Origin of the sequence: Bradyrhizobium sp. USDA 241, from assembly GCF_049739505.1 — a bacterium.
In the GTDB taxonomy this organism is placed as follows: domain Bacteria; phylum Pseudomonadota; class Alphaproteobacteria; order Rhizobiales; family Xanthobacteraceae; genus Bradyrhizobium; species Bradyrhizobium liaoningense.
In genome coordinates, this window is the sequence record NZ_JBMGPZ010000004.1 from 658,996 (window position 1) to 683,798 (window position 24,803).

The 24,803-nt window shown below is 64.1% G+C and carries 25 protein-coding genes and 2 pseudogenes; 12 read left to right on the top strand and 15 right to left on the bottom strand.

The window, feature by feature from the left end; all coding sequences use genetic code 11:
- The first annotated feature begins 50 nt into the window (after positions 1 to 50).
- The 4 genes from ABIF91_RS12895 (at position 51) to ABIF91_RS12910 (ending at position 2,207) form a co-directional block, all read left to right on the top strand.
- Positions 51 to 800 (top strand): F0F1 ATP synthase subunit A, encoded by a 750-nt coding sequence (locus ABIF91_RS12895; protein ID WP_028178158.1) that lies wholly within the window; start codon positions 51 to 53, stop codon positions 798 to 800.
- 53 nt (positions 801 to 853) lie between these two features.
- Positions 854 to 1,084: a F0F1 ATP synthase subunit C gene (locus ABIF91_RS12900; RefSeq protein WP_007599451.1), complete on the top strand. Its 231-nt coding sequence runs from the start codon at positions 854 to 856 to the stop codon at positions 1,082 to 1,084.
- Between the two features lie 65 nt (positions 1,085 to 1,149).
- Positions 1,150 to 1,716, top strand: coding sequence for a F0F1 ATP synthase subunit B (locus tag ABIF91_RS12905; protein ID WP_028178159.1), 567 nt, complete (start codon positions 1,150 to 1,152; stop codon positions 1,714 to 1,716).
- Between the two features lie 5 nt (positions 1,717 to 1,721).
- Positions 1,722 to 2,207, top strand: a complete 486-nt coding sequence (locus tag ABIF91_RS12910) for an ATP F0F1 synthase subunit B (protein ID WP_028178160.1) — start codon at positions 1,722 to 1,724, stop codon at positions 2,205 to 2,207.
- Positions 2,208 to 2,365: 158 nt separating this feature from the next.
- Here the strand turns inward: ABIF91_RS12910 and ABIF91_RS12915 are convergent, their stop codons facing one another.
- The 5 genes from ABIF91_RS12915 to ABIF91_RS12935 form a co-directional block, all read right to left on the bottom strand.
- Complete coding sequence (locus ABIF91_RS12915; protein WP_028178161.1) at positions 2,366 to 3,016, bottom strand: hypothetical protein; 651 nt, start codon at positions 3,014 to 3,016, stop codon at positions 2,366 to 2,368.
- Positions 3,017 to 3,151: 135 nt separating this feature from the next.
- A complete protein-coding gene (locus ABIF91_RS12920) occupies positions 3,152 to 3,739 on the bottom strand; it encodes a GNAT family N-acetyltransferase (protein ID WP_028178162.1) in 588 nt (195 codons plus the stop codon).
- A 37-nt stretch (positions 3,740 to 3,776) separates the two neighbouring features.
- Positions 3,777 to 5,066 (bottom strand): M16 family metallopeptidase, encoded by a 1,290-nt coding sequence (locus ABIF91_RS12925; protein ID WP_028178163.1) that lies wholly within the window; start codon positions 5,064 to 5,066, stop codon positions 3,777 to 3,779.
- Complete coding sequence (gene thrC, locus ABIF91_RS12930; protein WP_028178164.1) at positions 5,063 to 6,481, bottom strand: threonine synthase; 1,419 nt, start codon at positions 6,479 to 6,481, stop codon at positions 5,063 to 5,065. Before thrC ends, ABIF91_RS12925 begins: the two co-directional genes overlap by 4 nt.
- A 546-nt stretch (positions 6,482 to 7,027) precedes the next feature.
- Positions 7,028 to 7,672, bottom strand: a complete 645-nt coding sequence (locus ABIF91_RS12935) for a response regulator transcription factor (protein WP_028178165.1) — start codon at positions 7,670 to 7,672, stop codon at positions 7,028 to 7,030.
- An 86-nt stretch (positions 7,673 to 7,758) separates the two neighbouring features.
- On the opposite strand from ABIF91_RS12935, the pseudogene ABIF91_RS12940 reads away from it, so the two are divergent.
- The 5 genes and pseudogenes from ABIF91_RS12940 to ABIF91_RS12960 all read left to right on the top strand — a co-directional run.
- A pseudogene (locus tag ABIF91_RS12940) lies at positions 7,759 to 8,388 on the top strand (HAMP domain-containing protein); the annotation flags it as partial.
- Positions 8,389 to 8,497: 109 nt separating this feature from the next.
- Positions 8,498 to 10,255 carry an IS21-like element IS1631 family transposase gene (gene istA / locus ABIF91_RS12945; RefSeq protein WP_100214066.1) on the top strand — a complete coding sequence of 586 codons (1,758 nt, stop codon included), beginning with the start codon at positions 8,498 to 8,500 and terminating at the stop codon, positions 10,253 to 10,255.
- Between the two features lie 4 nt (positions 10,256 to 10,259).
- On the top strand, positions 10,260 to 11,027 hold the full coding sequence (gene istB, locus ABIF91_RS12950; protein WP_038952109.1) for an IS21-like element IS1631 family helper ATPase IstB: 768 nt from the start codon (positions 10,260 to 10,262) through the stop codon (positions 11,025 to 11,027).
- A 76-nt stretch (positions 11,028 to 11,103) separates the two neighbouring features.
- Positions 11,104 to 11,817, top strand: a pseudogene (locus tag ABIF91_RS12955) (histidine kinase); the annotation flags it as partial.
- Positions 11,818 to 12,005: 188 nt separating this feature from the next.
- Positions 12,006 to 12,948, top strand: a protein-coding gene (locus ABIF91_RS12960; protein ID WP_424579183.1) for an IS630 family transposase whose coding sequence is annotated in 2 segments (ribosomal slippage) — positions 12,006 to 12,341 and positions 12,343 to 12,948 — 942 coding nt in all. Because the reading frame shifts where the segments join, the coding sequence is not laid out codon by codon here.
- 12 nt (positions 12,949 to 12,960) lie between these two features.
- Here ABIF91_RS12960 and ABIF91_RS12965 read toward each other — a convergent pair.
- The 10 genes from ABIF91_RS12965 to ABIF91_RS13010 form a co-directional block, all read right to left on the bottom strand.
- Positions 12,961 to 13,326: a YybH family protein gene (locus ABIF91_RS12965; RefSeq protein ID WP_028179820.1), complete on the bottom strand. Its 366-nt coding sequence runs from the start codon at positions 13,324 to 13,326 to the stop codon at positions 12,961 to 12,963.
- Between the two features lie 116 nt (positions 13,327 to 13,442).
- Complete coding sequence (locus tag ABIF91_RS12970; protein WP_028179821.1) at positions 13,443 to 14,195, bottom strand: SURF1 family protein; 753 nt, start codon at positions 14,193 to 14,195, stop codon at positions 13,443 to 13,445.
- A complete protein-coding gene (locus ABIF91_RS12975) occupies positions 14,192 to 14,593 on the bottom strand; it encodes a DUF983 domain-containing protein (protein ID WP_028179822.1) in 402 nt (133 codons plus the stop codon). The genes ABIF91_RS12970 and ABIF91_RS12975 overlap by 4 nt, the downstream gene beginning before the upstream one ends.
- A 96-nt stretch (positions 14,594 to 14,689) precedes the next feature.
- Positions 14,690 to 15,583: a cytochrome c oxidase subunit 3 gene (locus tag ABIF91_RS12980; RefSeq protein ID WP_028179823.1), complete on the bottom strand. Its 894-nt coding sequence runs from the start codon at positions 15,581 to 15,583 to the stop codon at positions 14,690 to 14,692.
- A gap of 77 nt (positions 15,584 to 15,660) precedes the next feature.
- Entirely contained in the window at positions 15,661 to 16,320 is a 660-nt protein-coding gene (locus ABIF91_RS12985; protein WP_028179824.1) for a cytochrome c oxidase assembly protein, read from the bottom strand.
- Positions 16,321 to 16,325: 5 nt separating this feature from the next.
- The gene (locus ABIF91_RS12990) at positions 16,326 to 16,490 is read right to left on the bottom strand and encodes a hypothetical protein (protein WP_018644977.1); all 165 of its coding nucleotides are present in this window, start codon (positions 16,488 to 16,490) and stop codon (positions 16,326 to 16,328) included.
- A gap of 7 nt (positions 16,491 to 16,497) precedes the next feature.
- The gene (locus ABIF91_RS12995; RefSeq protein WP_028179825.1) at positions 16,498 to 17,442 is read right to left on the bottom strand and encodes a heme o synthase; all 945 of its coding nucleotides are present in this window, start codon (positions 17,440 to 17,442) and stop codon (positions 16,498 to 16,500) included.
- Positions 17,443 to 17,504: 62 nt separating this feature from the next.
- A complete protein-coding gene (gene ctaD, locus ABIF91_RS13000) occupies positions 17,505 to 19,130 on the bottom strand; it encodes a cytochrome c oxidase subunit I (protein WP_028179826.1) in 1,626 nt (541 codons plus the stop codon).
- A gap of 86 nt (positions 19,131 to 19,216) precedes the next feature.
- A complete protein-coding gene (gene coxB, locus ABIF91_RS13005; protein ID WP_028179827.1) occupies positions 19,217 to 20,071 on the bottom strand; it encodes a cytochrome c oxidase subunit II in 855 nt (284 codons plus the stop codon).
- Positions 20,072 to 20,297: 226 nt separating this feature from the next.
- Positions 20,298 to 21,566: an IS256 family transposase gene (locus ABIF91_RS13010; protein ID WP_014497957.1), complete on the bottom strand. Its 1,269-nt coding sequence runs from the start codon at positions 21,564 to 21,566 to the stop codon at positions 20,298 to 20,300.
- 363 nt (positions 21,567 to 21,929) lie between these two features.
- Here ABIF91_RS13010 and ABIF91_RS13015 point away from each other — a divergent pair, with 363 nt between their 5' ends.
- The 3 genes from ABIF91_RS13015 to lepB all read left to right on the top strand — a co-directional run bounded on the left by ABIF91_RS13015 (position 21,930) and on the right by lepB (position 24,785).
- Positions 21,930 to 22,463 (top strand): invasion associated locus B family protein, encoded by a 534-nt coding sequence (locus ABIF91_RS13015; protein ID WP_028179828.1) that lies wholly within the window; start codon positions 21,930 to 21,932, stop codon positions 22,461 to 22,463.
- 118 nt (positions 22,464 to 22,581) lie between these two features.
- A complete protein-coding gene (gene tldD / locus ABIF91_RS13020) occupies positions 22,582 to 24,009 on the top strand; it encodes a metalloprotease TldD (RefSeq protein ID WP_028179829.1) in 1,428 nt (475 codons plus the stop codon).
- Positions 24,006 to 24,785, top strand: coding sequence for a signal peptidase I (gene lepB / locus ABIF91_RS13025; protein ID WP_028179830.1), 780 nt, complete (start codon positions 24,006 to 24,008; stop codon positions 24,783 to 24,785). Before tldD ends, lepB begins: the two co-directional genes overlap by 4 nt.
- The last annotated feature ends 18 nt before the right edge of the window (positions 24,786 to 24,803 follow it).

Here is a 24,803-nt window from a genome sequence, read left to right on the forward strand (position 1 = left end):
CAGACCGAGACCCGCCGGCATTGCCCGGCAGACCAAGAGATGCCGCGCTGATGAAAATCGATCCGATCCACCAGTTCAACATCGAGCCTCTCTTCACCCTGGGCCACATCGGCAATCACACGATCGCCTTCACCAATTCGTCGCTCTACATGCTGGTGGCGGTGGCTATCATCTCGATCCTGATGCTTGCCAGCGGCACGCAGCTGGTTCCCGGGCGCCTCCAGTCGGTCGCTGAAATCTCCTACGAATTCGTCGCCTCGACCATCCGTTCGACGGCCGGCGCGGAAGGCATGAAGTTCTTCCCGCTGATCTTCTCGCTGTTCATGTTCATCTGCGTCTCGAACCTGGTCGGCATCATCCCCTACACCTTCACGGTGTCGAGCCATCTGATCGTTACCGCGGCGCTCGCGCTGCTGGTGTTCTTCACGGTCCTGATCTACGGCCTCTACAAGAACGGCCTGAAATTCTTCAAGATCTTCGTTCCCCACGGCGTCCCCATCTACATCCTGCCGCTGGTCATGTTCATCGAGATCCTGTCGTTCTTCCTGCGGCCGGTCTCCCACAGCGTTCGTCTCTTCGCCAACATGCTGGCCGGCCACATCGCGCTGAAGGTGTTCGCGGGCTTCGTCGCCATGCTCGGCTTCTCGCTCGGCGCCATAGGCTGGATCGGCGGCGTGCTGCCGCTGGCGCTCACGGTCGCGCTGACCTCGCTGGAAATCCTGGTCGCGTTCCTCCAGGCCTATGTGTTCGCGATCCTGACCTGCATCTACCTCAACGACGCCATTCATCCGGGACACTGAGCGGTCCGGGGAATTTCCACCCACAACCCCATCTTTCTTCCAAGGAGTCTAAAATGGATCCGGCAGCAGCAAAACTTATCGGCGCGGGCATCGCGTGCATCGGCATGGGCGGTGCGGGCGTCGGCGTGGGCGTGATCTTCGGCAACTACCTCGCCGCAGCCGTGCGCAACCCGTCGGCCGCTCAGGGCCAGTTCGGCAACCTGATCTTCGGCTTCGCCGTGACCGAAGCGCTCGGCATCTTCTCGCTGCTGATCGCGCTGCTGCTGCTGTTCGTTCCGCTCTGAGGACGACGTTTTTCGCGCCGTTCCAGTCCTTGGAACGGCGCGTGTGACAGCAACAGGAGAACTCCATGGCTGAGAGTCATGGCGGCGCGAAAGGTCCGGCGGCGGGCGCTCACACCGAGGCTGACGGTGGTCACCACGGTGGCGGTTTTCCGCCGTTCGAGAGCAGCAGCTTCGCTTCACAGCTGGTGTCGCTCGCGATCTTCTTCGTCCTGCTTTACGTGATCGTGTCCAAGCTCGCCCTGCCGCGCATCGGCGGTGCGATCGAGGCGCGTCAGAACAAGATCGAGGGCGACCTCGCCGAAGCGCAGAAGCTGAAGGACCAGTCCGACGCAGCGCTGAAGGCCTATGAAAGCGAGCTCGCTTCGGCGCGCACGCGGGCGCAGGCGATCGGCAACGAATCCCGCGACAAGGCGAATGCGCAGGCGGAAGCTGAGCGCAAGGTGCTGGAAGAACAATTGGCGGCCAAGCTCGCCGGGGCGGAGAAGACCATCGCCTCGACCCGCGCCGCCGCCATGAGCAACGTCCGCGGTATCGCGGCCGATGCGGCAGGTCAGATCGTGCAACAGCTCACCGGCGTCGTTCCGGACGCCGCGTCGGTCAATGCCGCGGTCGATGCGTCCTTGAAGGGTTAGTCGAGATGTTCTTCGAACCTGAATTTTGGGTCGCCGTCGCCTTCGTGATCCTGATGGTCGTGTTCGGCTATCTCGGGGTCTTCAAGACGGCGATGACGGCGCTGGATCATCGCGCCGAACGCATCAAGGCCGAGCTCGACGACGCCGCGCGCCTCAAGCAGGAGGCGGCCAAGGTGCTCGCCGACTACAAGTCGCGCAGTGCCATGGCCGAGCGCGAGGCTGCCGACATCATCGCCAACGCCAGGGCCGAAGCCGAGCGCATCGCGACCGAGGCCAAGGCGAAGATGGAAGACTTCGTGGCCCGCCGGACCAAGACTGCGGAGAGCAAGATCGCGCTCGCCGAGGCCCAGGCGCTGGCCGACGTCCGCGCCGCAGCCGCGGAAGCCGCCGTCCAGGCCGCTTCCACGATCCTGTCGCAGTCGGTCAGAGGCCAGGTCGCCGACGACCTGCTCGCCAAGGGCATCAACGAAGTCAGGCAGAAGCTGAACTGAGGGGTGCGCTCTCATCAATCAAAAAGCCGGCGCGATGAGCGCCGGCTTTTTTGTTGTCTGAACGACCTCGTGTCCCGGACGCGGCGCGGCATGCAATGACGCGACGCTCAGCCGGGACCCAGTTATGCCGCGGCGTGGGCCCCGGACGAAGCCTCACCCTACTTCTTCTTCCGCGCCTTCGGCTCGGGCGAGAGCGCCTGCGGGTCGAAGCCGACATAGAAGATGTAGGAATCGGCATCCTTGGCCGAGGGCACCGGATAGCTCAGATCCTCGGCGACAAAGGTGAAGGGCACGCTGCCGCCCTCCGACATCGCGACCGTGGTCCGGTAGGCCTTCGAGGCGATCACCTTCTCGCCGACGCCGCCCTGCACCACCGCGATGCGCAATGGGACGTCGACCGTAGCAGGCGCACCGGCGGGACCAGCGATGACGCGGCCCTGGATTCCGATCCGGGCGGTGATGTCGCCGCCGCTCCGGGCGCATTCGCGCGCCATTTTGGTGATCGTGGCCTGGAAGCGGATGTCGTTACCGACGGCCTGCTTGCCGTTCGCACCGATGGCGTAGGTAGAGGCGCCGGCGCGCACGGTGACCTGCGGGCAATCGAGCTCGTCGTCGGCCGGCTGGCCGGGCGCGGGCGCCGGATTGGGCTGCGCCGGCTCGTCCGACTTGCCGCCGAACAGGCTCTTGAAGCGGTCGCTCAAGGATTGGGCCGCCACCGGCGAGACGCACACGAGCGCAATCGACAGCGCCAACGCGACCGCTGTCCCCCGCCGCAACGCCTTCCGCGATGACCGAAGCTCCTTCACCATCGACACCCATACTCCATCACAAGATCCGGACCCAACCACACCGGCCGGCCCGCGCCGTTATATCGTCAAAATCGGCGAACCCAAGGCAGCAAAAAGGTGGCAAGCAGGGAGACCTAGCCCTCACGGGATGGCAGCTCAGCCGCGGAAATCCTCGTGCAGCAGGCCGAACAGCAGGTGATCCTGCCAGACCCCGTTGATGCAGAGATAGCGGCGCGCCAAGCCCTCGCGCGAGAAGCCGCACTTCTCCAGCACCCGGATCGACGGCGCATTGGTGGGGATGCAGGCGGCCTCGACCCGGTGCAGATTGAGCTCGCCGAACAGCGTCGGCAGCAGCACCCGCAGCGCGGCCGTCATGTAGCCGCGATGGGCATGAGGCTGGCCGACCCAATAGCCGATGGTGCCGGCCTGCACGATGCCGCGCCGGACATTGGCAAGCGTGATGCCGCCGACCAGGGCGCCGTCGAGCTCACGGAAGATCAGGAAGGGATAGGAGCGGTCCGCGGCAATGTCCTCGGAATAGCGGCGCAGGCGGCGCCGGAAGCCGGACCGGGTGAGATCGTCGGACGGCCAGATCGGCTCCCAGGGCGTGAGATAGTCGCGGCTGGTTTCGCGCAAATGAGCCCATTGCAGGAAGTCCGACATTTGCGGCGCGCGCAGCAGCAGCCCGTTGCCGCGCGGCGCGAGGGTGGCGGGTCCACTGGATGGCAGGCGAAAGAGGGCCATGGTGATGCTTTCCGGGGTGGGCTCCCTAGCACAGCTCCTAATGCAGCCGCGCCTTGGCGCGCGCCCGGGTCAATCCTTCCGCAAAAGATACTGCCGTGTCCAGACCCCTGCCACTGCCCAATGCGACAACGGCGGGCCGGCTCCGTAACAGCAGCGCACGCGCCGCGTCCCTCGTCGATTCGATGCTGACGGCATCGATCCGGGCCACCAGTTCCTGCGCCGTCTGCGGCCGCCCATAGGCGAGCACATGCCGGGCAAGCTGCTCGGCACGGGAGGAGCAACTCTCCAGGGCCATCAGCAGGCCCGCCTTCATCTGCGCCTTGGCCCGGGCGATCTCGGCCTCGGTCAGCGTCTCCACCGAATCATTCATGATGTCGACCACGACCTCCATCATCTCCGGCGCGTCGGCCGGGTCGGTGCCGGTGTAGAGGCCGAAGAAGCCGGTGTCGGTATAAGGCGCGTGGAAGGTGTAGATGGAGTAGCAGAGGCCGCGCTTCTCGCGCACCTCCTGGAACAGGCGCGACGACATTCCGCCGCCGAGGATGTTGGTGAAGACCTGGAGCGAGAACAGCGACGGGTCGCTCTGCGGCACGCCTTCCAGCGCCAGCGTCAGATGCGCCTGCTCGAGCTCGCGATGCACCACCTTGGTGCCGCCCTTGCCGAATTGAGCGGTTTGCGGCTTCGGCCCCGGCGTCCCCTCGAAGCTGGCAAAGCGTCTCTCGACCTCGGCGACCACCTGGCTGTGATCGACCGCGCCGGCCGCCGCCACCACCATGTCGGGCCCGCGATAATGCGTCGAGAGGTAGCCGCGCAGCATGTCGCGGTTGAAGGCGCGCAGCGTCTTGGCCGTGCCGAGCAGGGAACGGCCCATCGGCTGGTCGGGATAACAGAGCTCGTTCAGATGCTCGAACACGACATCGTCGGGCGTATCCTGCGCGGCACCGATCTCCTGCACGATGACGTTCTTCTCGCGCTCCAGCTCGTCGGGCTCGAAGGCGGGATTGGCGAGGATGTCGGCGAGCACGTCGAGCGCGAGCGGCACGTCGGCCTTCAGCACCCGCGCATAATAGGACGTGGTCTCGGTCGAGGTGCCGGCATTGAGGTCGCCGCCGACCGCCTCGATCTCCTCGACGATCTCGCGCGAAGAGCGCTTGGTCGTGCCCTTGAACGCCATGTGCTCGAGCAGGTGCGAGATACCATGCTCGTTCGGCTTCTCGTCGCGTCCGCCGACGCCGGCCCAGACGCCGAGCGCCGCAGTCTCGAGATGGGGCATCTCGTCGGTGACGACGGTCAGGCCGGAGGCAAGTTTGGTCATCTCGACGCTCATCCGGCAACTCCTTGCTTTGCGGCGCGGCTGACCGACAGCACGAACCGCTCGACCTCGGCCTGATCGTTCTTCATCACCCTCATGTGTTCGGATTTGGTCATCAAGCCGTCCAGCCAGGCCGGCAATTGCGGCCGCTGGCCGCAGGCCGCCTCGACAGCGTCGGGGAATTTGGCCGGATGGGCGGTGGAGAGCACGATGCTCGGCACCCTCGTGTCGGTGGTATCGCGGTCCGCGACAGCAAGCGCCACCGCCGTGTGGGGATCGACCAGTTCGCCTGCTTCGCGCCAGGCGGCGCGGATCGCAGCCGCAGTCTCGGTCTCGTCGGCGCGCCCTGCATCGAACTCCTCGCGGATCGCGGCGAGCGTCGCATCGGGCAGCACGAAACGTCCGGATTGCTTCAGCGACTCCATCAGACGACGCACGCCTGCCGCATCGCGCCGGCTCGCCTCGAACAGCAGCCGCTCGAAATTGGACGAGATCTGGATGTCCATCGACGGCGACGCCGTCGCGTGCACCTCGCGCACCTCGTAGATTCCGGTCTTCAGCGTCCGCGCCAGGATGTCGTTGACGTTGGCGGCGATGCGCAGGGTCCGCACCGGCAGCCCCATGCGCTTGGCGACGTAGCCGGCGAAGATGTCGCCGAAATTGCCTGTCGGCACGACGAAATCGACCGCGCGCGCCGGCGCACCGACGGCAACGGCGGAGGTGAAGTAGTAGACCACCTGGGCGACGATGCGAGCCCAGTTGATGGAATTCACGCCAGACAGCGAGGTCGCGTCGCGGAAGCGGTGGTTGTTGAACATCCCCTTCACGATCGCCTGGCAATCGTCGAAGGTGCCTTCGATGGCGAGCGCATGGACGTTGGCCGCGCCTGTCGAAGTCATCATCCGCCGCTGCACCTCGGAGATGCGGCCGTGCGGAAACAGCACGATGAGATCGACATTCTCGAGTCCCGCAAAGGCTTCGACCGCGGCACCGCCGGTGTCGCCGGAGGTGGCGACCACAATGGTGGTGCGCTGGCCGCGCTTGGCGAGCACATGGTCCATCAGCCGCGAGATCAGCTGCATCGCGACGTCCTTGAAGGCGAGCGTCGGACCGTGGAACAGCTCCAGCACGAACTGGTGCGGCGACATCTGGCGCAGCGGCACCACCGCGGGATGGCGGAAGGTAGCATAGGCCTCGTTCGCCATACGACCAAGCTCGGCATCCGTGATCTCCCCGCCGGCGAAGGGACGAATCACATCGACCGCGACCTCCCAATAGGGGCGGCCGAAGAAGCCGGCGATCGTCTCGGTCGGGAGCTGCGGCCACGTCGCCGGCACATACAGGCCCCCGTCGCGGGCGAGCCCGGTCAGCATCACGTCACAGAAGCCGAGTTCGGGGGCCTCGCCCCGGGTCGAGATATAACGAGTCAAACTGCCCTCCAAAGGCCGGGCCGAACCGAGGCTCGGTCCTTAAGCCTTTGATTTTACGAAATTACTTGATAACAGCCAGAGGCTTTGGGCCACCATAAAGTGTTTTGCGGCATCGGGAAACCGCTTCCGACGCTCCCCCCGCCCAATGAAAAAGGGCTGCGGCATTGCCGCAGCCCTTCTCTTGGAAGGTCTGTCGTTGTGTGCAGACCGGTTTGCTTCGTCGGGATCGCGCCCGTCAAAACTGTTCTGGCAAGCTTTCGTCGCCTGTCACGAAATCGTCAAGGGCCAAAACCGCGCCGGCCGAAGAGTTCCTATTTTTCCCGACCCGTGTCGGGCGCCTACTGGTACAATGCAGCCGGCAACATATTTCGAACTGCTGCTTTTTCCCGAAATATTGCCTGATGCAGGAACGAATACAGATCCGGCCCATTGTGTCCGCGGATGGGCGTGAGCCCGTTGCCCATGCATTGCCCGGCCAACGGCGGCGTCGATCCGTCGACCGAACCGCTGCATTCTGGAGCAGCCGGTTCGGTCGCTGGCAGAAGGTCAGTTCATCCCGATTTCCACTGCGATCCGGATCAGGTCGGAGTGGTTCTTGGCGCCCAGCTTCTGCTTGAGCAGGGATGTGGTGTTGGCCACGGTCTTGTAAGAGATTCCGAGCGCCTCGGCGACCTCGACGATCTTGTCGCCGCGTCCAAGCAGGCGCAGGATTTCGAGCTCCCGCGGCGTCATCTGCGAGGCCGGATTGGCTTTGATGGCCGCACCGGAAAACGTCACGGCTTCCGCAAGCTGCGGCGAGATGAAATTGTCGCCCGCAACCACCTTGCGCACAGCTTTCAGCAGGATCCGGGGATCGTCGCCCTTGGAAACATAGCCCTGCGCCCCGAGCTCGACTGCCCGCACCACGAAAGCCGGATCGTCGTTCATGCTGAACATGATGATCTTGGCGTCGGGATCGTCCTTGCGGATGCGTCGCATCAGCTCGAAGCCGGAGACATCGGGCAGGCTGATGTCGATCACGGTGACGTCGGGCCGCTTGCTGACATAGGCGCGATGCCCGGATTTGGCGTCGCTCGCCTCGTCAATGCGAATTGAATGGTCGGACGCGAAAAGGGTGCGGCAACCGGACAGCACCACGGGATGGTCGTCGACGATCAGGACCCTGGTCGCCAGCTTGGCGGTATCTTGCATCGCGCACTCTCTCGTTTTTCGACTCATAGACCGGCGGGAATAAATGGAAAGGGTAAATCCCGCCGATGCGCGTTAGAATTGGCCTAATGTGGCAACGACTTTCGTTCAGGACGCAACTGTTTCTTCCGCTCGGCGCCAGCTTTCTGGCGGCGCTGATTCTGGCGGGCGTGCTGCTCCAGATATTCGCAACGGACCAATTGGCGGCGGAGAACGAGCCGAGACGGCGTTCGACAGCGGCCATCGCCGCCGCGCTCAACGACACGCTGCGCACATCGGACAATCCACGGCGGACGCTCGACGCCTTTGTCCACTCTTTGGACACCTCCTCCGATATCCAATTCCACGCCTTGGATGCGGGTCCCGCGCCGTCACCGAAGGACGGACTGCACAAGCCGCATGGCGTGCCGCAATGGTTCATCGACCTTCTCGCCACCCCCGACATGGACGCGGCATCCCCGGTGATGATCGACGGCAGACGTATCGGCGATATCGTATTCCTGCAGGACATGTCGGCCGATCTGTTCGAGAAATGGATCGGCTTTCTCGCGCTCACCAGCCTGGTCGCCGTGCTGATGGTTCTTACCGGCACGATCGCCTATGTCTTGGCAGGATCTGTCCTGCGACCCTTGCAAGATCTCGGCCAAGGTCTCACGCGGATACGACGGGGCGATTACACCAGGCCGATACCGGTCGGGGGTCCGCCGGAAATCCGGCAAGGCCCCGTGGGTCGGTCAAAATCCCCCGGGTATGGTCACTTGAAACTCCCCCACCTGATGATCGCCGTCAGCGCCGCTGAACAGCAGTAGCCGGTCAGGCAGGACGTTTATGTTCGACCCCTTTAGCCAGCAAGGGGCCGGGGAGTTGAACGTCTTGAAGCGACATCTGCAAAGCACCGTACTTACATTACTTGATCGCAACACCAGCCAGCGCGAGATTCACCGGCTGACGGGTGTCGATCGCAAGACGATCCGGCGTTATCAGGCGCTGCGGGCCGGTGCGGAGGCAAATTCCCCCGGGGAAGTGACCACCGGCTCGGTGAGCGCGGACGGCCAAATTCCTCCACCCCGACCACCGGCTTTTGGGACATCGGAAGCGACGGTCACCAGCAGCCTGGCCCGTTCGGCTTGCGAAGCGCATCGGACGTGGATCGAAGAACAGGTCCGGCTGAAGCGGAACGCGCAGGCGATTTACCAGGACCTGGTTGATCAATTTGGCTTTCCGTCCAGCTACCAGAGTGTCAAGCGGTTTGTGCGCCGGTTGCGGCACGCTGATCCTGAGCAGTTTGATCGTCTTGAGTTCCTCCCCGGCGAGGAAGCTCAGGTCGACTATGGCGAGGGCGCGCCGACGGTTGATCCGAAGAGCGGGCGGTACCGTCGTCCCCGCCTGTTCGTGATGACGCTACGCTACTCGCGGCGCAGCTTCCGGCGGGTAGTCTGGAAGTCCAGCCAACAAGTCTGGGCGCAGCTCCACGAAGAGGCGTTCCGGTATTTTGGCGGGGTCCCCAGCTATGTCGTGCTCGACAACCTGAAGGAAGGCGTCCTCAAGCCGGATTTGTACGAGCCCCAGCTCAACCCGATTTACAGCGCGATGCTGGCTCATTACGCCGTGGTCGCCGATCCCGCGCGCGTGGCCGATCCAAATCGGAAAGGATGCGTCGAGAATGCGATTCAACATACCCAGGGCACTGCGCTGGCCGGACGGCGCTTCGAGACGCTGGAGGCGCAAAACGAGTTCTTGAGGCACTGGGAGGAGAACTGGGCTTCCAAACGCATCCACGGCAGCACGCGCCGTCAGGTCGAGGCGATGTTCCAGGAAGAGAAGCCGCACCTGCGGCCGCTGCCTGTCGCTCCCTTCCGCATCTTCACCGAAGTCGTCCGGACTGTCTGCGACGACACCACCGTACGCGTCGACAACAGCTATTACGCCGCGCGGCCCGCGCCGATCGGCAGCCAGGTCGTCGTGCGCATCTACACCACCACGATCGAGATCCGTGATCGCCACACCCGTGCGCTGCTGCGTGTTCATTCCCGGATGGCGCACCCCGGTTCTGTCGTCCTGCCGACCAGCGAACGGCCGTTCAACCCGTCGCGGCAAACCGCCGTGCTGCTGGCGAGCGCCGAGCGCATCGGACCGCAGACCAGGGCCTTGTGCCAGCAGGTGTTCGACACCGAAGGGCGCCCCGGACAGCGCGCGATGTGGGGCATTGTCGGGCTGGGCCGGAAGTATCCGGCGCGGCTGGTCGAGCAGGCCTGCGCGCACGCCATCGACAACCGCATCTACCGCTACAAGCACGTGCGTGCGACCGTCGAGCGGTTGTTCGAACAGGCGATCGAGCAGGTTGGAGTGACGCCACAGCCGGCATCGCCGCTCACCCAGGATCATCCGCTGATCCGTACCCCCGCGGAATACGGCGACCTCTTCAGCCGCGCTGTGCGGCGCGACGCCGACGACAATGGTCGGCAGGCCGAGGCTCACGACGATCACGCCACGGCAATCCGCGCTCGTGTCGCCTGCGCAACCCCGGCCAACTCCGGCGCCACGAGCGCTCCCGCTGCACCTTCTCACCTTAAACTGGAGACCTAGCCACATGATGACCATGCCGGAAATTGAGCGTTGCCTACGACAGCTGCGCCTGTCGGGTGTCCGCGACACGCTGCAGACGCGCGTGCTCCAGGCGCAGGGCGCCAACCAGCCCTTCCTCGAGACCTTCTCCCTTATCCTGCAGGATGAACTGGACCGTCGTCAGTCCCGTCTTATCGAGCGGCGATACCAGCAATCCGGGCTCGACGAAAAGCTGACGCTCGCCGAGTTCGACTGGTCCTTCAATCCCAAACTGCCACGTCAGACCTGCTTCCAGCTCCACACCCTGGCGTTCATTGCCGCTGGCGAGAACGCTCTGCTTGTTGGCAAACCTGGCACCGGGAAGTCGCACATCGCCAAGGCGATTGCCTATCAGGCGATCCTGCAAAGCCACAAGGTCCAGTATCTTGAGACCGACGACTTCTTCCACCGCTACGCCCTGAACTCTCCGGCACAACGCGAGGTCCGGCTGCGAACCATCATCGACTGCGATCTCCTCGTGCTGGACGATCTATTCCTCGCACGCGCCATCCCCGACGACGCCGGCACTTTGCTGCAGACCCTGATCCATCAGCGTTACAAACTGCGCCGCAGCGTCATCGTCACCTCCAATCGCGTCGTGCAGGATTGGGGGGCATACCTTGGGGACAACACTATGAGCACGACGATCCTCGATCGCCTTATGCATCATTGCCATCTGCTTGAGTTCGACGGACGCAGCTATCGGCTCAAAGAAGCCGCTGAAGCTCTTGCCCGGGAAACAAACTCAAACTAACAGTCCCTTGTCCTGCCTCGCGGGTGGAGGAATTTGACTGACCACACCCGGAGGAATTTGAAGTGACCCGCGGGGGCAAGGCTGCGAAGAGGCGAATGCGCTGGCTGTAACGCTGGCGCAACTGAGCCAGGACAATCGCGATCTGATGCACCGGCTGGTGTCGCTCCAGGACGACGAGCGGCGCGATCTCGCCCGCGAATTGCACGACGAACTCGGACCGCTGCTGTTCAGCATCCGTGCCGGCACGATCGCGCTGGTCGAGGCGGCGCCGCCGGTGGGACATTTCGGCAGTTCCGCACAGGACCTGCTGCAATCAGTCGAGGCGCTCCAGCAGACCAATCGCCGTATCCTCGACCGGCTGCGGCCGCTCTATATCGAGGAGCTCGGCCTTTCGACCAGCGTACAGACGCTGCTCCGGACCTTTCGCAATCAGGCACCGCATATCATCCTGACGGACACGATCGACGCCGATCTGAACGTGATCGACGGGCCGTTGGCCCAAACCGTGTATCGGCTGATCCAGGAGGCGCTGACCAACGTGCTGCGCCATGCCAACGCCAGCAGCGCCCATGTAGGGGCGACCGTCGCCAGCGAGATGCTCGCGATAGAGATCTCCGACGACGGCGGCGGCTTTCCTGCGGGCAACGTCTTCGGCCGGGGCTTGACCGGCATGCATGAGCGCGTGCGCGCGCTCAGCGGATCGCTGTCCCTGTTGCGCGTGGATGAGCGAACTTACGTCCGCTGCCGTCTTCCTGTCGAAACGACGCGGGACGCGCCGTCATCAGGCTGAAGCATGATCCGGAAAAGTGCGCAGCGGTTTTCCGAAAAGATCATGCTTGAACGACAACCTAAAGCGCGATGACGATTCATCCCAATCGCTTCGCGCTTTAGAGCGTGATGTTTTTGACTGGAATCGGGGTTCCCAGAGCGGGCGATTTCTGATTCAAGCTCCATGCTGGAGTGCGGAGGCCAGCATGGATGACGCGCCCCTATTCGGAAGACATCCGTGAACGCGCCTTGGCTCGCGCTGACGCGGGCGAGACGGTTCGTTCGATCGCAGAGGCGCTACAGATCAGCCCCTCGTGCGTGACGAAGTGGAAGAACCTAAGGCGTGATACCGGAGGCCTGGCGCCCGGCCAGATCGGCGGCCACAAGAAGCGGGTTCTGTCGGATGCCAACGCCGACTGGCTGCGCAAACGCATTCGCTCGGGGCCATTCACCTTGCGCAAGCTGACGCAGGAGCTGGCTGCACGGGGGATCAAGACAGACGTGCGGGCGGTGTGGACTTTTGTTCACGCCGAGGGGCTCAGCTTCAAAAAAAACGCTTCTACCAGCCGAGCAGGATCGCCCAGACGTCGCCCGTAAGCGGACCCGATGGAAAGCGCATCAAGGCAGGATTGACGTCACGCGGTTGGTTTTCATCGACGAGACGTGGATCAAGACCAATATGGCGCCGCTACGCGGCTGGGGGCCTTGTGGGCAGCGCCTCCAAGCATCTGCACCTTTCGGCCATTGGAAGACCATGACCTTCATCGCGGCGCTGCGTCATGATCGGATCAGTGCGCCTTGGGTGATTGATGGTCCCATCAATGGTGAACTCTTCACGCTGTACGTCGAGAAGGTGTTGGCACCCACCCTCGCACCGGGCGAGATCGTCGTTCTCGACAATCTTGGCAGCCACAAGGGCAAAGCGGCTCGCCAAGCTATCCGCGCCAGAGGAGCCCACCTTATCTTCTTGCCGCCCTACAGCCCTGACCTCAACCCGATCGAGCAGGTCTTCGCCAAACTCAAACACCTCATGCGATCCGCAGAACCTCGTGACGTGGAGGCAACCTGGCGGAAGGTTGGTGAACTCCTCGATCTCTTCTCCCAGGAGGAGTGCACCAACTACTTCAAAAACTCAGGCTATGGTTCCGTGTAAATACATCATGCTCTAGCATACGCAGCCGTCATGCGCGTTCTGGCGCGCGGGCTCGCATACCGTGCTGCGGATCTTGCCTTCCGGGTTGAAACGAAACGAAGCCTGAATGCGCAGCGCGCCGGCGACGGAATATTCGAGATCGACGCCGTGAGGCGTCGGATGGATTTCCTCCAGCCCGAAACCTGCCGACGAGAAGGCGCTGAGCCGCGGCTGCCAATAGGCTTCGAGCTCGCCCCGTCCCTGATATCGCTGCATGCCGTTGCACGTGCATTCGAGCTGGGCGTCGTCGGCATAGAGGTCGAGCAGCGCCGTGAGGTCACCCTTCCGGCAGGCGTCCACCCAATCGACGATAATTCCCATCTGGTCGAAATCACTCACGCCGCAATCCTGTCTGCCGCGGAAAGAACCAGCGGCTTAGGACCACACTCGTGAATATGCGCTGAATAATAAACCCCGGGCGATACCGGGTTCCCTCAAGCTGGTTCCGAATAAGCTCAGCTCTGCCTCCGGCCTCTTGCCCACACGGCGAAGGCGATCAGAACGGCGCCGGCAAGCGTGAACCAGGTCATGGCATATTGCAGGTGATCGTCCTTCAGATTCACGTCGAGCGGTCCCGGGCGCGGAATGCCATTCGCGGGCGCGGGATGCTCGAGATCGACGTAGAACGGCGCGACCGCGCCCCAGCCGAGCGCACTTGCGATTCCCAGGTGATCGCGCACGAACCAGAGCCGCTTGTCGCGATCCTCCGCCGGCGTCAGCCAGCCTGGCGCCTCGGGAAAGCGCAGATAGCCGGTGAGCGCCACCGGCTGGCCCGTGACGAGCTTCTTCACCGCGCGATCCTCGACACCGCGATCCTGCATCGTGTTCTCGACGAAGCCCGCATCGATCACGACCGTCTCGCCCGTGGGTAGCCGCGCCGGCAGAAACGCCCAGGTCCCGGGGCCGGAGGCGTCCTTGCGCACCGCCGAGCCGGAGGAATAGACCATCGCATCGGGCAGGGCCGCGTAGGTGGCGGTGAACCTGACGCGGCGGAATTCATCGCGAGCAGGATTCAGCGAGGCCCACAGCGCCGGCGGCGGCAGCGCGACGGGCGCCGCCGCAAGCCGCTCGGTGAGTGCCGCGATCAGCTCATGCTTGGCGGTCCGGCGCTGCAACTGCCAGACACCGAGCGCGACGAACGCAGCCGTCAGCAACAGCGTGAACAGCGCGAAGCCGCCCACGCGGGCCTTGCGCGCAGGCTCGCTCATTTCGCGCGGTCGACCAACTTGCCCGGCGCCGCCTTGTGGTGGAACTGCAGCGCGATCAGCAGCGATTTCATCGCACGCAGCGGCAACAGCGTGGTGGCGAGGATCAGCGGCAGCCAGAGCGCCGCATGAAGCCAAAACGGCGGCTGGTACTTGACCTCGACGACGAGCGCGCAGCCGACCACGATGGCGCCGGCAAGCATGATGATGAAGATCGCCGGACCGTCGCCGGTATCGATGAAGGCATAGTCGAGGCCGCAACGGTCGCACGCGGGCGCTAGCGTCAGGAAGCCCGCATAAAGCTTGCCCTGGCCGCAGCGGGGGCATTTGCAGGCAAGCCCGCGCATCGCGCTTTGCAGGACGGTGGTTTCGGGCTGGGGTGTGCCGGCGGTGTCGTTCATGATGACGGACCCTATCACAGTTTCCGCCGAACTTTCGGCGGCCGGCAAGCGAAAGGGCGGCCCTGCGGCCGCCCTTTCTGATCGGTTCGATACGGCTCAGTGCGCGCCGGCCATGGATGCCGCGCCCCGCCCCCAGACATAGATGCAGAGGAACAGGAACAGCCAGACCACGTCGACGAAATGCCAGTACCAGGCGGCAAACTCGAAGCCGAGATGCTGCTTCGGCGTGAAATGGCCGGCATAGGCGCGGAACAGGCAGACCAGCAGGAAGATGGTGCCGACCAGCACGTGGAAGCCGTGGAAGCCGGTCGCCATGAAGAAGGTTGCGCCGTAGACATTGCCGGCGAAGGAGAACGCCGCGTGGCTGTACTCATAGGCCTGCACGCAGGTGAAGAGCGCGCCGAGCACGACGGTGAGGATCAGGCCGTACTTCAGGCCCTGGCGGTCGTTCTCGAGCAGCGCGTGGTGCGCCCAGGTCACGGTGGTGCCGGAGGTGAGCAGGATCAGCGTGTTCAGGAGCGGCAGATGCCAGGGATCGAAAGTCTCGATGCCCTTCGGCGGCCAGGTGCCGGGGACCGGGCAGGCGCCGGGCTGCGTGCCGAGGCCGCAGCCGAACACTGCATCGCGCGTGGCATGGACGGCGTCGGCCGGAAACAGCGCGGCATTGAAATAGGCCCAGAACCAGGCGACGAAGAACATCACCTCGGAGGCGATGAACAGGATCATGCCGTAACGGTGGTGCAGCTGCACGACGCGGGTGTGGTCGCCCTTGTACTGGGCTTCCTTGATTACGTCGCCCCACCAGCTCGCCATGGTGTAGAGCACGCCCACGGTGCCGACACCGAACACGATCGGCGCAGCGGAGAACATGTGGTGCATCCAGGCGATCGCGCCGACCGCCATGATGAAGGCCGAGAGCGAGCCGACGGCCGGCCAGGGAGAGGGATCGACCAGGTGATAGTCGTGATGCTTGGTGTGCGCCGTAGCCATTCCGTCTCTCTCCTCAATCCCGTGCCTGTCAGGCACTTATCCCCTTGTTTCCAACCGCCTGACCGTGAGCCCGGCGGTCAAAGATTTCCCTTGCGTTTGTCGTCCTCGCTGGCGGCGAGCGGCTTCACCACGGGGTCGCGCACCGGATAGAACGTGTAGGACAGCGTGATCGTGCTCAGCCCGTCATTCTCGTGGTCGTCGACGATCGAGGGATCGACGTAGAACACGACCGGCATCTCGCGCTTCTCGCCGGGCGCCATGGTCTGCTCAGTGAAGCAGAAGCAGTTGATCTTCTGGAAATAGGAGCCGACCGTCAGCGGCGCGACGTTGTAGGCGGCCTGGCCCGCGGTGGTGCGCGCGGCCTGGTTGGTCACGGTGTAGAAGACGGTCACGACCTGGCCGATATTGACCTCGATCTCGTTCTGCTCCGGCTCGAACTTCCAGGGCAGGCCGGGCGCGACGTTGGAATCGAAGCGCACCGATATCCTCCGCGCGATCGGGCCGGTGGCCGGCGCAGAGGTCGCGACCTGCGTCGTGCCGTTGAAGCCCGTGGCACGGCAGAACCAGTTGTAGAACGGCACCGCTGCGTAGGACGCGCCAACCATCAGCGCGACCACGCCGCCGCAGATCGAGGCGACCAGCGCGTCGCGGCCGAGGCCACTGAAACCCAGGCCACGGAGACGGCCCTTCGTGGCCGTCCGGTTTTGATCCCGCGATATGGTCGGTTCGTGATCCATGCTACCTACATCGGCCGCACTAGCACTGCCGGTCCCTTGACCATGGTGACGGCGAAGAACAGCACCACGAGCACGCCGAGCGCGAGCGCGATTGCGATCGAACGCTGACGACGGCTCTTCTTCTGCGCCTCGGTGAGGACGATTCCATCTGGCTCGGGTTTGTCAGCCATTCCTGCCTCATGCGCCCCCAACCATCGGAGCAAGCGCCCGGTACACGACCTCGGCCAGCAGGGTCGCGAACAGCGCGAACAGATACAGGATCGAGAAGGCAAACAGCTTGCGGGTCGCGCGCAGCGACTGGCTGCGTTCGCGGCGCATATAGACGTTGATCGCGAGCACCAGCATGCCGGCGCCCAGGATCAGCGAGACGATGCCGTAGACGGCATCGAAATAGCCGAGCGCCCAGGGCGCCGCGGCGACCGCGATCAGCACGATGGTGTAGAGCAGGATCTGGAGGCGGGTCGCGTCGGGGCCGGCGACGTTGGGCAGCATCGGAATGCCGGCCCGCGCGTAGTCGTCGGAGCGGAACAGCGCCAGCGCCCAGAAATGCGGCGGGGTCCAGAAGAAGATGATGGCGAACAGCAGCAGCGGCTCGACGTCGACCGTGCCCGTTACCGCAGCCCAGGCCACCACCGGCGGCAGCGCGCCGGCGGCGCCGCCGATCACGATGTTCTGCGCGGTCCAGCGCTTCAGGCCCATCGTATAGATCACGACGTAGAAGAAGATGGTGAAGGCAAGCAGCGCGCCGGCGATCCAGTTGACGAGGATGCCGAGCGTCATCACCGAGAAGAAGGCGAGCGTCATGCCGAACGCCATGGCTTCGGGACGGGTAATGCGGCCGCGCGGGATCGGCCGGTTCGCCGTGCGCGACATCTTGGCGTCGATGTCGCCTTCGAGCGCCATGTTGAGCGCTCCGGAGGCGCCGGCACCAACCGCGATGCAGAGCAGCGAGGTGATCGCCAGCACGGGGTGGAAGTGCCCCGGCGCCATCGCCATCCCGACCAGCGCGGTGAAGATCACCAGCGACATCACCCGCGGCTTGAGCAGTGCCAGATAATCGCCAACCTCCGCTTCGGAGATGCGGGGATTGATGTCGATGGCGTTTTGGTCGAGGACGGACACTTAGATCTACTCGCTTCGTTTCTAGCGCCGCGGCGCCCGTCTCGGGCGCCGCGGGGGATTGCTTACTGCACGCGCGGCAGCACTTCGAACTGGTGGAAGGGCGGGGGCGAGGACAGCGTCCACTCCAGCGTGGTCGCGCCGGCACCCCAGGGATTGTCGCCCGCCGGCACCTTCTTCATGAAGGCGTCGATCACGCAGTAGAGGAAGATCAGGACGCCGAAGCCGGAGATGTAGGAGCCGAGCGACGAGATCAGGTTCCAGCCCGCGAACGCGTCGGGATAGTCGATATAGCGGCGCGGCATGCCCGACAGGCCGAGGAAGTGCTGCGGGAAGAACACCAGGTTGACGCCGATGAAGGTGACCCAGAAGTGCGCTTTCGCGAGCCCCTCATTGTACATGTAGCCCGACATCTTCGGGAACCAGTAGTACCAGCCCGCGAAGATCGCGAACACCGCGCCGAGCGACAGCACGTAATGGAAGTGCGCAACGACGTAGTAGGTCTCCTGAAGCACGCGATCGACACCGGCGTTCGCCAGCACGACGCCGGTGACGCCGCCGATCGTGAACAGGAAGATGAAGCCGACCGCCCAGATCATCGGCGCCCGGAATTCGATCGAGCCGCCCCACATCGTGGCGATCCAGGAGAAGATCTTCACGCCGGTCGGAACCGCGATGACCATCGTGGCTGCGACGAAGTAGGCCTGCGTCGCCGAGGACATGCCGACCGTGTACATGTGGTGCGCCCAGACCACGAAGCCGATGCCGCCGATCGCGACCATGGCGTAGGCCATGCCGAGATAGCCGAACACGGGCTTGCGCGAGAAGGTCGAGACGATCTGGCTGATCATGCCGAAGCCGGGCAGGATCAGGATGTACACCTCGGGGTGACCGAAGAACCAGAACAGATGCTGGAACAGCACGGGGTCGCCGCCGCCGTCGGGCGCGAAGAACGTCGTGCCGAAGTTGCGGTCGGTGAGCAGCATGGTGATCGCACCGGCGAGCACCGGCAGCGACAGCAGCAGCAGGAACACAGTCACCAGGATCGACCACACGAACAGCGGCATCTTGTGCAGGGTCATGCCCGGCGCGCGCATGTTGAAGATCGTGGTGATGAAATTGATGGCACCGAGGATCGACGAAGCGCCGGCCAGATGCAGCGACAGGATCGCGAAGTCGACGGCGGGGCCCGGATGGCCGGAGCTCGACAGCGGCACGTACATGGTCCAGCCGGCACCGACGCCGTTGGCGCCCGGCTCGCCCTCCACGAAGGTCGACATCAGGAGCAGCGCGAACGACGCCGGCAGCAGCCAGAACGAGATGTTGTTCATGCGCGGGAACGCCATGTCGGGCGCGCCGATCATCAGCGGCACGAACCAATTGCCGAAGCCGCCGATCATCGCGGGCATGACCATGAAGAAGATCATGATCAGGCCGTGCGAGGTCACGAACACATTGTAGGTATGTGCCTCGTGGAAGATCTGCACGCCCGGGTACATCAGCTCGGCACGGATCGCGATCGACATCGCGGCGCCGATGACGCCGGCGATGACCGCGAAGACGAGGTACATCGTGCCGATGTCCTTGTGGTTGGTCGAGTAGACGTAGCGCCGCCACCCGGTCGGATGGGCGTGCTCGTCATGTCCGTGGTTTTGCGCGTGATCGCCGTGTGCCGCTGCGCTCGTTGCCATATTCAAATCCTGCCTTGCGTCCCATTCGGACCTTTGGAGGTCCCGCCCTTTTATCGCTTTCAGTCCCTCAAGCCGTCACCCGACGCTCACTGCGTCGGGCCGGCCGCGGAGGCGTAGGTGCTGGTGCCGCCGCTCGCAAACTTCTTCTTCGCCGTCTCGACCCAGGAGGCGAACTCCTGGTCGTCGACCACGCGGATCGCAATCGGCATGAAGGCGTGATCCTTGCCGCACAATTCCGAGCACTGGCCGTAATACATGCCGGTCTTGGTGGCCTTGAACCAGGTCTCGTTCAGTCGGCCCGGAATGGCGTCGATCTTGACGCCGAACGCCGGCAGCGCGAAGGCGTGGATGACGTCCGCGCCCGTGGTCTGGACCCGAATCACCTTGTTGACCGGCACCACCATCTCGTTGTCGACGCCGAGCAGGCGGGGCTGCTTGTCCTGCGCCATCAGCGAGTCGAACTCGAACTTGCCGTTATCGGGATAGGCATAGGACCAGTACCACTGCTTGCCGGTCGCCTTGACGGTCAGGTCCGCCTTCGGAATGTCGAGCTGCAGGAACAGAAGCCGGAACGAGGGCACCGAGATGCCGACCAGGATCAGCACCGGAACCAGCGTCCAGGCCACCTCGATCAGCGTGTTGTGAGTGGTCCGCGACGGCACCGGATTGGCCTTCGCGTTGAACTTGACGACCACGATCACGAGCAGCGCCAGAACGAACAGCGTGATCAGGGTGATCAGCACGAACAGGAAATTGTGGAACCAGACGATATTGTCCATCACCGGGGAACCGGACTGCTGAAGCGTCCACTCCCACGGCGCCGGCTGTCCGAGCTCGGCCAATGCCGCACCACCCGTCCCCAGCGGGACGCCAGCCGCCACCAAGGCGATGGTGGCCAATCCCAGCAATTGCCGGCCCACCCGACCCATCGACATCCTCATGCCGTTCGCGCTCCCCTTACGAAATCACCCCAAGTGCATTCCCCTATTTCCGGGAAACGCTTATTCGATCCGCCAGTCCGACAAACCGCCACGCAAGAATACCTCTAAGAGGAATTGGGGCCAGATCGCTAGAACGCGAAATCAAGCCTCTCAAACCATAATTCTTGATCTATCGCAATGCAGTCTTGAGCTCGGGAGCTATGCGGGATTTTGGGTGACGAGGCGATCAGGCGGCGTGGTTTTCCGGCACTTGGATGACCTCGATGCCGTTTTCGAATCTGACACCTGCGCTGACCTTCGGCAACTGATTTGTGCCTTTCAGCCGCCGCCAGGTCTTTGATGCGGCGCAGAGCAGCTTGAACACCATCAACTTGGCAGTCGTTGACGATAACGAACCTTTCGTGCGCACCGTTCTGTGCCGGACCGTCGCGAACACGCTTTCGATGGGATTCGTCGTCCGCAAGTGGTCCCAATGCTCGGCGGGGAATTCGTAGAACGCAAGCATTGCGTCGCGATCTTTCGTCAGGCACTCGACCGCCTTGTCGTACTTCGCTCCGTATTTCTCGGCAAAGACATCGATCGCCACTTCGGCCGAAGCTCGGTTGGACGCCAAATAGACCTCGCGCAGATCCTTCTTCATGCTGGCCTGTACCGACACTGCGACTTTGTTCAAGATATTCGCGGTTTTGTGCACCCAGCACCGCTGATGTCGCGTGGCGGGAAAGACCTCGTCGAGCGCCTTCCAGAAGCCGAGCGCGCCGTCACCGACGGCGATTTCCGGGGCGATCTTCAGCCCTCGGGTTTTCGCCTCGACGAGCAGTTCGTGCCAGCTCTGCGTGCTCTCGCGCACGCCGACCTGGAAGCCGATGAGTTCCTTCTTGCCTTCCGGCGTCGCGCCGATCAGCACCAGCATGCATTCGCTGTGGTCTTCCATGCGAGCCTGCAGGAAGACGCCGTCCGCCCACACGTATACGTACCGGCGCGCCGACAGATCGCGCTTCTGCCAACGCTCGTACTCGAGCTGCCACTCCGTCGTCAGTCTGGAAACCACCGCCGGAGAAAGATTCGGCGCATCCTTGCCCAAGAGCGCCGCCAGCGCCTCCTGGAAGTCGCCCGTCGAGATGCCTCGCAGGTACAGAACCGGCAAAAGTGCATCCAAGCTCTTCGTGCGCCGTGCCCACAACGGCAGGATCGCCGAGGTGAAGCGGATCCGCTCGCCATCGCTGGTCACCGCGCGATCGCGAATCTTTACCCGGGCGACTTCGACGGCGCCGATCCCCGTCTGGATCGTCCGCACTGGACCATGGCCGTGTCGCACGAGGCGGTCGCGGCCATCGGGAAGCTTCAAGCCCTTCATCGCGGCGAGAAACGCCTCGGCTTCCATCTCGACAGCCTGCGCAAGCAGCTGCCGAGCTCCAGATCGCAAAATATTCGTCAGTGGATCGTCGATCTCATCGGGCTGACGCAGTGGGACAATGTTGCTATGCTCGTTCATGGCGTATCGCTCTCCTTGAGGTTCTGGCAGGCTCGACACCCGCCTCGATACGCCGCCTATCTCATTCCGTCATCACCCAGTTTCCCGCATAGCTCTGAGCTCGGTCTGTCAGCCATCACCGGCAAGATATTTCCTAGCAACATCAAACAAAAATACCGTTTCCCGGGATGCCGCGGCTTGACAGCGGAATTGCCCGCGGTAGGCACTGGCGGATGGCTGCGCAGGAGCCTGATTCGTGGCGGCGGCGCGAGGCGGCGCGGAATTTGCTTGGGAATCGCCTTCAAGACGCCGTCATTCCCGTATCAGTCCGCCAGATTGGCCTGCCAAGCGCGAGCGACCCAGGCGAGCAGAGGGACCGACCCGATGGGGCTTTCGAGATCGATGGCAAAGCCGGCTAGCGGCCTCCCGGCGCTGACCGCCCTCCTGACCGCGATCGTCCTCCTGGCGCTCCCCGGCCTCGCCCATGCGCAGGGCGCGGTGCGCTCCGTCCATGGCGACTGGCAGATCCGCTGCGATACCCCGCCTGGCGCCCAGACCGAGCAATGCGCGCTGATCCAGAGCGTGGTGGCGGAAGACCGCTCCAATGCCGGCCTGACCGTGATCGTACTGAAAACCGCCGACCAGAAGAGCCGCCTGATGCGCGTGGTGGCGCCGCTGGGTGTGCTGCTGCCCTCCGGCCTCGGCCTCAAGCTCGACAACCAGGACGTCGGCCGCGCCGGTTTCGTCAGATGCCTGCCCAACGGCTGCGTGGCGGAAGTGGTGATGGACGACAAGCTGCTCGGCCAGCTGCGCAGCGCCAAGACCGCGACCTTCATCATCTTCGAGACCCCCGAAGAAGGCATCGGCTTCCCGCTCAGCCTGAACGGGCTCGGCGAGGGCTACGACAAGCTGCCGTAGCGGCCCATCGGGCACCGGTGAGCGATCCTATTGTTTCCGTAATGTGAGGCTTGGCGCCCTCGCGGAACCGGTCCGAAACCATTATCTTGCCCCACAGCCACCGATAATGGACGGACGCATGACCAACCCTGCAACAACCTCCCTGCTCGACCGTGCCAATCTCGACCGCGACCAGGTTCGCAGCGAGGTCGCGCGCGGGCTTTCGGGCGCCGACGACGGCGAATTGTTCCTGGAATACAGCCAGACCGAAGCGCTGATGTTCGACAATGGGCGGCTGAAGCAGGCGACCTACGACACCTCGCAAGGCTTTGGCCTACGCGCCGTCAAGGACGACGCGGTTGGCTACGCCCATTCCTCCGACGTGTCGTTGCCGGCGCTGATTCGCGCCGCCGACGCGGTCGCCGCCGTGCGCGGCGGCTACTCCGGCAGCTTCGCCGCGCCGCCCCCGCACACCAATGTGCGGCTCTATGGCGATGACAATCCACTCGATGCGCCCGGCTTCGAGACCAAGGTCAAGCTGCTCGCCGAGATCGACGCTTATCTGCGCGACAAGGATCCGCGGGTGCGGCAGGTCAGCGTCAGCCTGGGCGCGACCTGGCAGGTCATCGAGATCCTGCGGCCCGATGGCGAGAGCTATCGCGACATCCGTCCGCTGGTGCGCGTGAACGTTTCCGTCGTCGCCGGCCAGGGTGACCGCCAGGAGAGCGGCAGCAAGGGCTATGGCGGCCGTGCCGGCTATGCCGAATTCATCGAGAGCAGATCCTGGCGCGAGGCCGCCGACGGCGCGCTGCGCGAGGCGCTGGTCAATCTGGAATCGATTCCAGCGCCGGCCGGCGAGATGGACGTCGTGCTGGGCGCCGGCTGGCCCGGCGTGATGCTGCATGAAGCAGTCGGCCATGGCCTGGAGGGCGACTTCAACCGCAAGAAGACCTCCGCCTTTGCCGGCCTGATGGGTAAGCAGGTCGCGGCCAAGGGCGTCACGGTCGTCGACGACGGCACCATCGCCTCGCGGCGCGGCTCGCTGTCGACTGACGACGAGGGCACGCCGACCAACCGCACCGTGCTGATCGAGGATGGTATCCTCGTCGGTTACATGCAGGACCGCCAGAACGCGCGACTGATGAACATGAAGCCGACCGGCAACGGCCGTCGCCAGGGCTACGCCCATGTGCCGATGCCGCGCATGACCAACACCTACATGCTCGCGGGCGACCGCGATCCCGCCGAGATCCTCGCCTCGGTCAAGAACGGCGTGTTCGCCGCGAATTTCGGTGGCGGCCAGGTCGACATCACCTCGGGCAAATACGTGTTCCAGTGCACGGAGGCCTACAAGATCGAAAACGGCAAGATCGGCGCACCGCTGAAGGGCGCCATGCTGATCGGCAACGGGCCGACCGATCTGCATCGCATCCGCATGATCGGCAACGACCTTGAGCTCGATACCGGCATCGGGACCTGCGGCAAAAACGGTCAGGGCGTGCCGGTCGGCGTCGGCCAACCATCGCTGCTGATGGAACGCATCACGGTGGGTGGAACGGGCGCATGAGCGTGGAAGACAAAGTGACTGTCACCCCCAAGCGGAAAAGCAGCGGCTGGGGTGGCCAACTCGTGCAGCTCGCCGGCATCGTCGCCGCGGTCTTCATCGCCAAGGGCGCGCTCGCCGAGCCGTTCTACGTGCCGTCGGGCTCGATGGAGCCGACGCTGCTGATCGGCGATGCGCTGCTCGCCTCGAAATTCCCCTATGGCTACGGCACCTCGTCGCTGCCGATCCAGATCAGCCTGCCCGAGAGCGGCCGGGTGTTCGCGGAGACGCCAAAGCTCGGCGACGTCGTCGTATTCCGCTGGCCCGGCGATCGCTCGCAGGCCTGGGTGAAACGCGTCGTGGGGCTCCCCGGCGATCGCATCCAGATGCGGCAGGGCCAGCTCTTCATCAACGACCGCCCCGCCGAGCTGAAGCCCGACGGCGTCGGCGCCGCCGAGGACGACCGTGGCGGCAGCGAACCTGCCTATCGCTATGTCGAGACGCTGCCGAACGGCGTCTCGCATCTGATCTTCAAGATGCGCGAGAACGGCCCGCTCGACAACACGCCCGAAGTGACGGTGCCGGCCGGGCATCTCTTCGTGCTCGGCGACAACCGCGACAATTCCGCCGACAGCCGCGTGCCGCTGGGTGCCGGCGGCGTCGGCCTATTGCCGATCGACAACCTGATCGGCCGTGCCGATGCCGTGCTCGGCTCCTGGGATCTCGGCATGCGCGGTCAGCCGGTGTGGACCTGGCTGTCCGGATTCAGGCTTGCCCGGTTCTTCACCGCCGTGCATTGAGCGGAAGTCTCTCCCCTT

Excerpts from the sequence above, each read along its gene's own strand:
- ABIF91_RS12975 (WP_028179822.1), bottom strand. The coding sequence starts at position 14,593 with ATGAACGACACCGCCGGCACACCCCAGCCCGAAACCACCGTCCTGCAA.
- tldD (WP_028179829.1), top strand. The coding sequence starts at position 22,582 with ATGACCAACCCTGCAACAACCTCCCTGCTCGACCGTGCCAATCTCGAC.
- ABIF91_RS12970 (WP_028179821.1), bottom strand. The coding sequence starts at position 14,195 with ATGAGCGAGCCTGCGCGCAAGGCCCGCGTGGGCGGCTTCGCGCTGTTC.
- ABIF91_RS12900 (WP_007599451.1), top strand. The coding sequence starts at position 854 with ATGGATCCGGCAGCAGCAAAACTTATCGGCGCGGGCATCGCGTGCATC.
- ABIF91_RS12925 (WP_028178163.1), bottom strand. The coding sequence starts at position 5,066 with ATGAGCGTCGAGATGACCAAACTTGCCTCCGGCCTGACCGTCGTCACC.
- ABIF91_RS12895 (WP_028178158.1), top strand. The coding sequence starts at position 51 with ATGAAAATCGATCCGATCCACCAGTTCAACATCGAGCCTCTCTTCACC.
- ABIF91_RS12920 (WP_028178162.1), bottom strand. The coding sequence starts at position 3,739 with ATGGCCCTCTTTCGCCTGCCATCCAGTGGACCCGCCACCCTCGCGCCG.
- ABIF91_RS13010 (WP_014497957.1), bottom strand. The coding sequence starts at position 21,566 with ATGAACGAGCATAGCAACATTGTCCCACTGCGTCAGCCCGATGAGATC.
- ABIF91_RS12915 (WP_028178161.1), bottom strand. The coding sequence starts at position 3,016 with ATGGTGAAGGAGCTTCGGTCATCGCGGAAGGCGTTGCGGCGGGGGACA.
- ABIF91_RS12985 (WP_028179824.1), bottom strand. The coding sequence starts at position 16,320 with ATGGATCACGAACCGACCATATCGCGGGATCAAAACCGGACGGCCACG.
- coxB (WP_028179827.1), bottom strand. The coding sequence starts at position 20,071 with ATGAGGATGTCGATGGGTCGGGTGGGCCGGCAATTGCTGGGATTGGCC.
- ABIF91_RS12935 (WP_028178165.1), bottom strand. The coding sequence starts at position 7,672 with ATGCAAGATACCGCCAAGCTGGCGACCAGGGTCCTGATCGTCGACGAC.
- istA (WP_100214066.1), top strand. The coding sequence starts at position 8,498 with ATGTTCGACCCCTTTAGCCAGCAAGGGGCCGGGGAGTTGAACGTCTTG.
- ABIF91_RS12905 (WP_028178159.1), top strand. The coding sequence starts at position 1,150 with ATGGCTGAGAGTCATGGCGGCGCGAAAGGTCCGGCGGCGGGCGCTCAC.
- lepB (WP_028179830.1), top strand. The coding sequence starts at position 24,006 with ATGAGCGTGGAAGACAAAGTGACTGTCACCCCCAAGCGGAAAAGCAGC.
- istB (WP_038952109.1), top strand. The coding sequence starts at position 10,260 with ATGATGACCATGCCGGAAATTGAGCGTTGCCTACGACAGCTGCGCCTG.
- ctaD (WP_028179826.1), bottom strand. The coding sequence starts at position 19,130 with ATGGCAACGAGCGCAGCGGCACACGGCGATCACGCGCAAAACCACGGA.
- ABIF91_RS12990 (WP_018644977.1), bottom strand. The coding sequence starts at position 16,490 with ATGGCTGACAAACCCGAGCCAGATGGAATCGTCCTCACCGAGGCGCAG.
- ABIF91_RS13015 (WP_028179828.1), top strand. The coding sequence starts at position 21,930 with ATGGGGCTTTCGAGATCGATGGCAAAGCCGGCTAGCGGCCTCCCGGCG.
- ABIF91_RS12910 (WP_028178160.1), top strand. The coding sequence starts at position 1,722 with ATGTTCTTCGAACCTGAATTTTGGGTCGCCGTCGCCTTCGTGATCCTG.
- ABIF91_RS12980 (WP_028179823.1), bottom strand. The coding sequence starts at position 15,583 with ATGGCTACGGCGCACACCAAGCATCACGACTATCACCTGGTCGATCCC.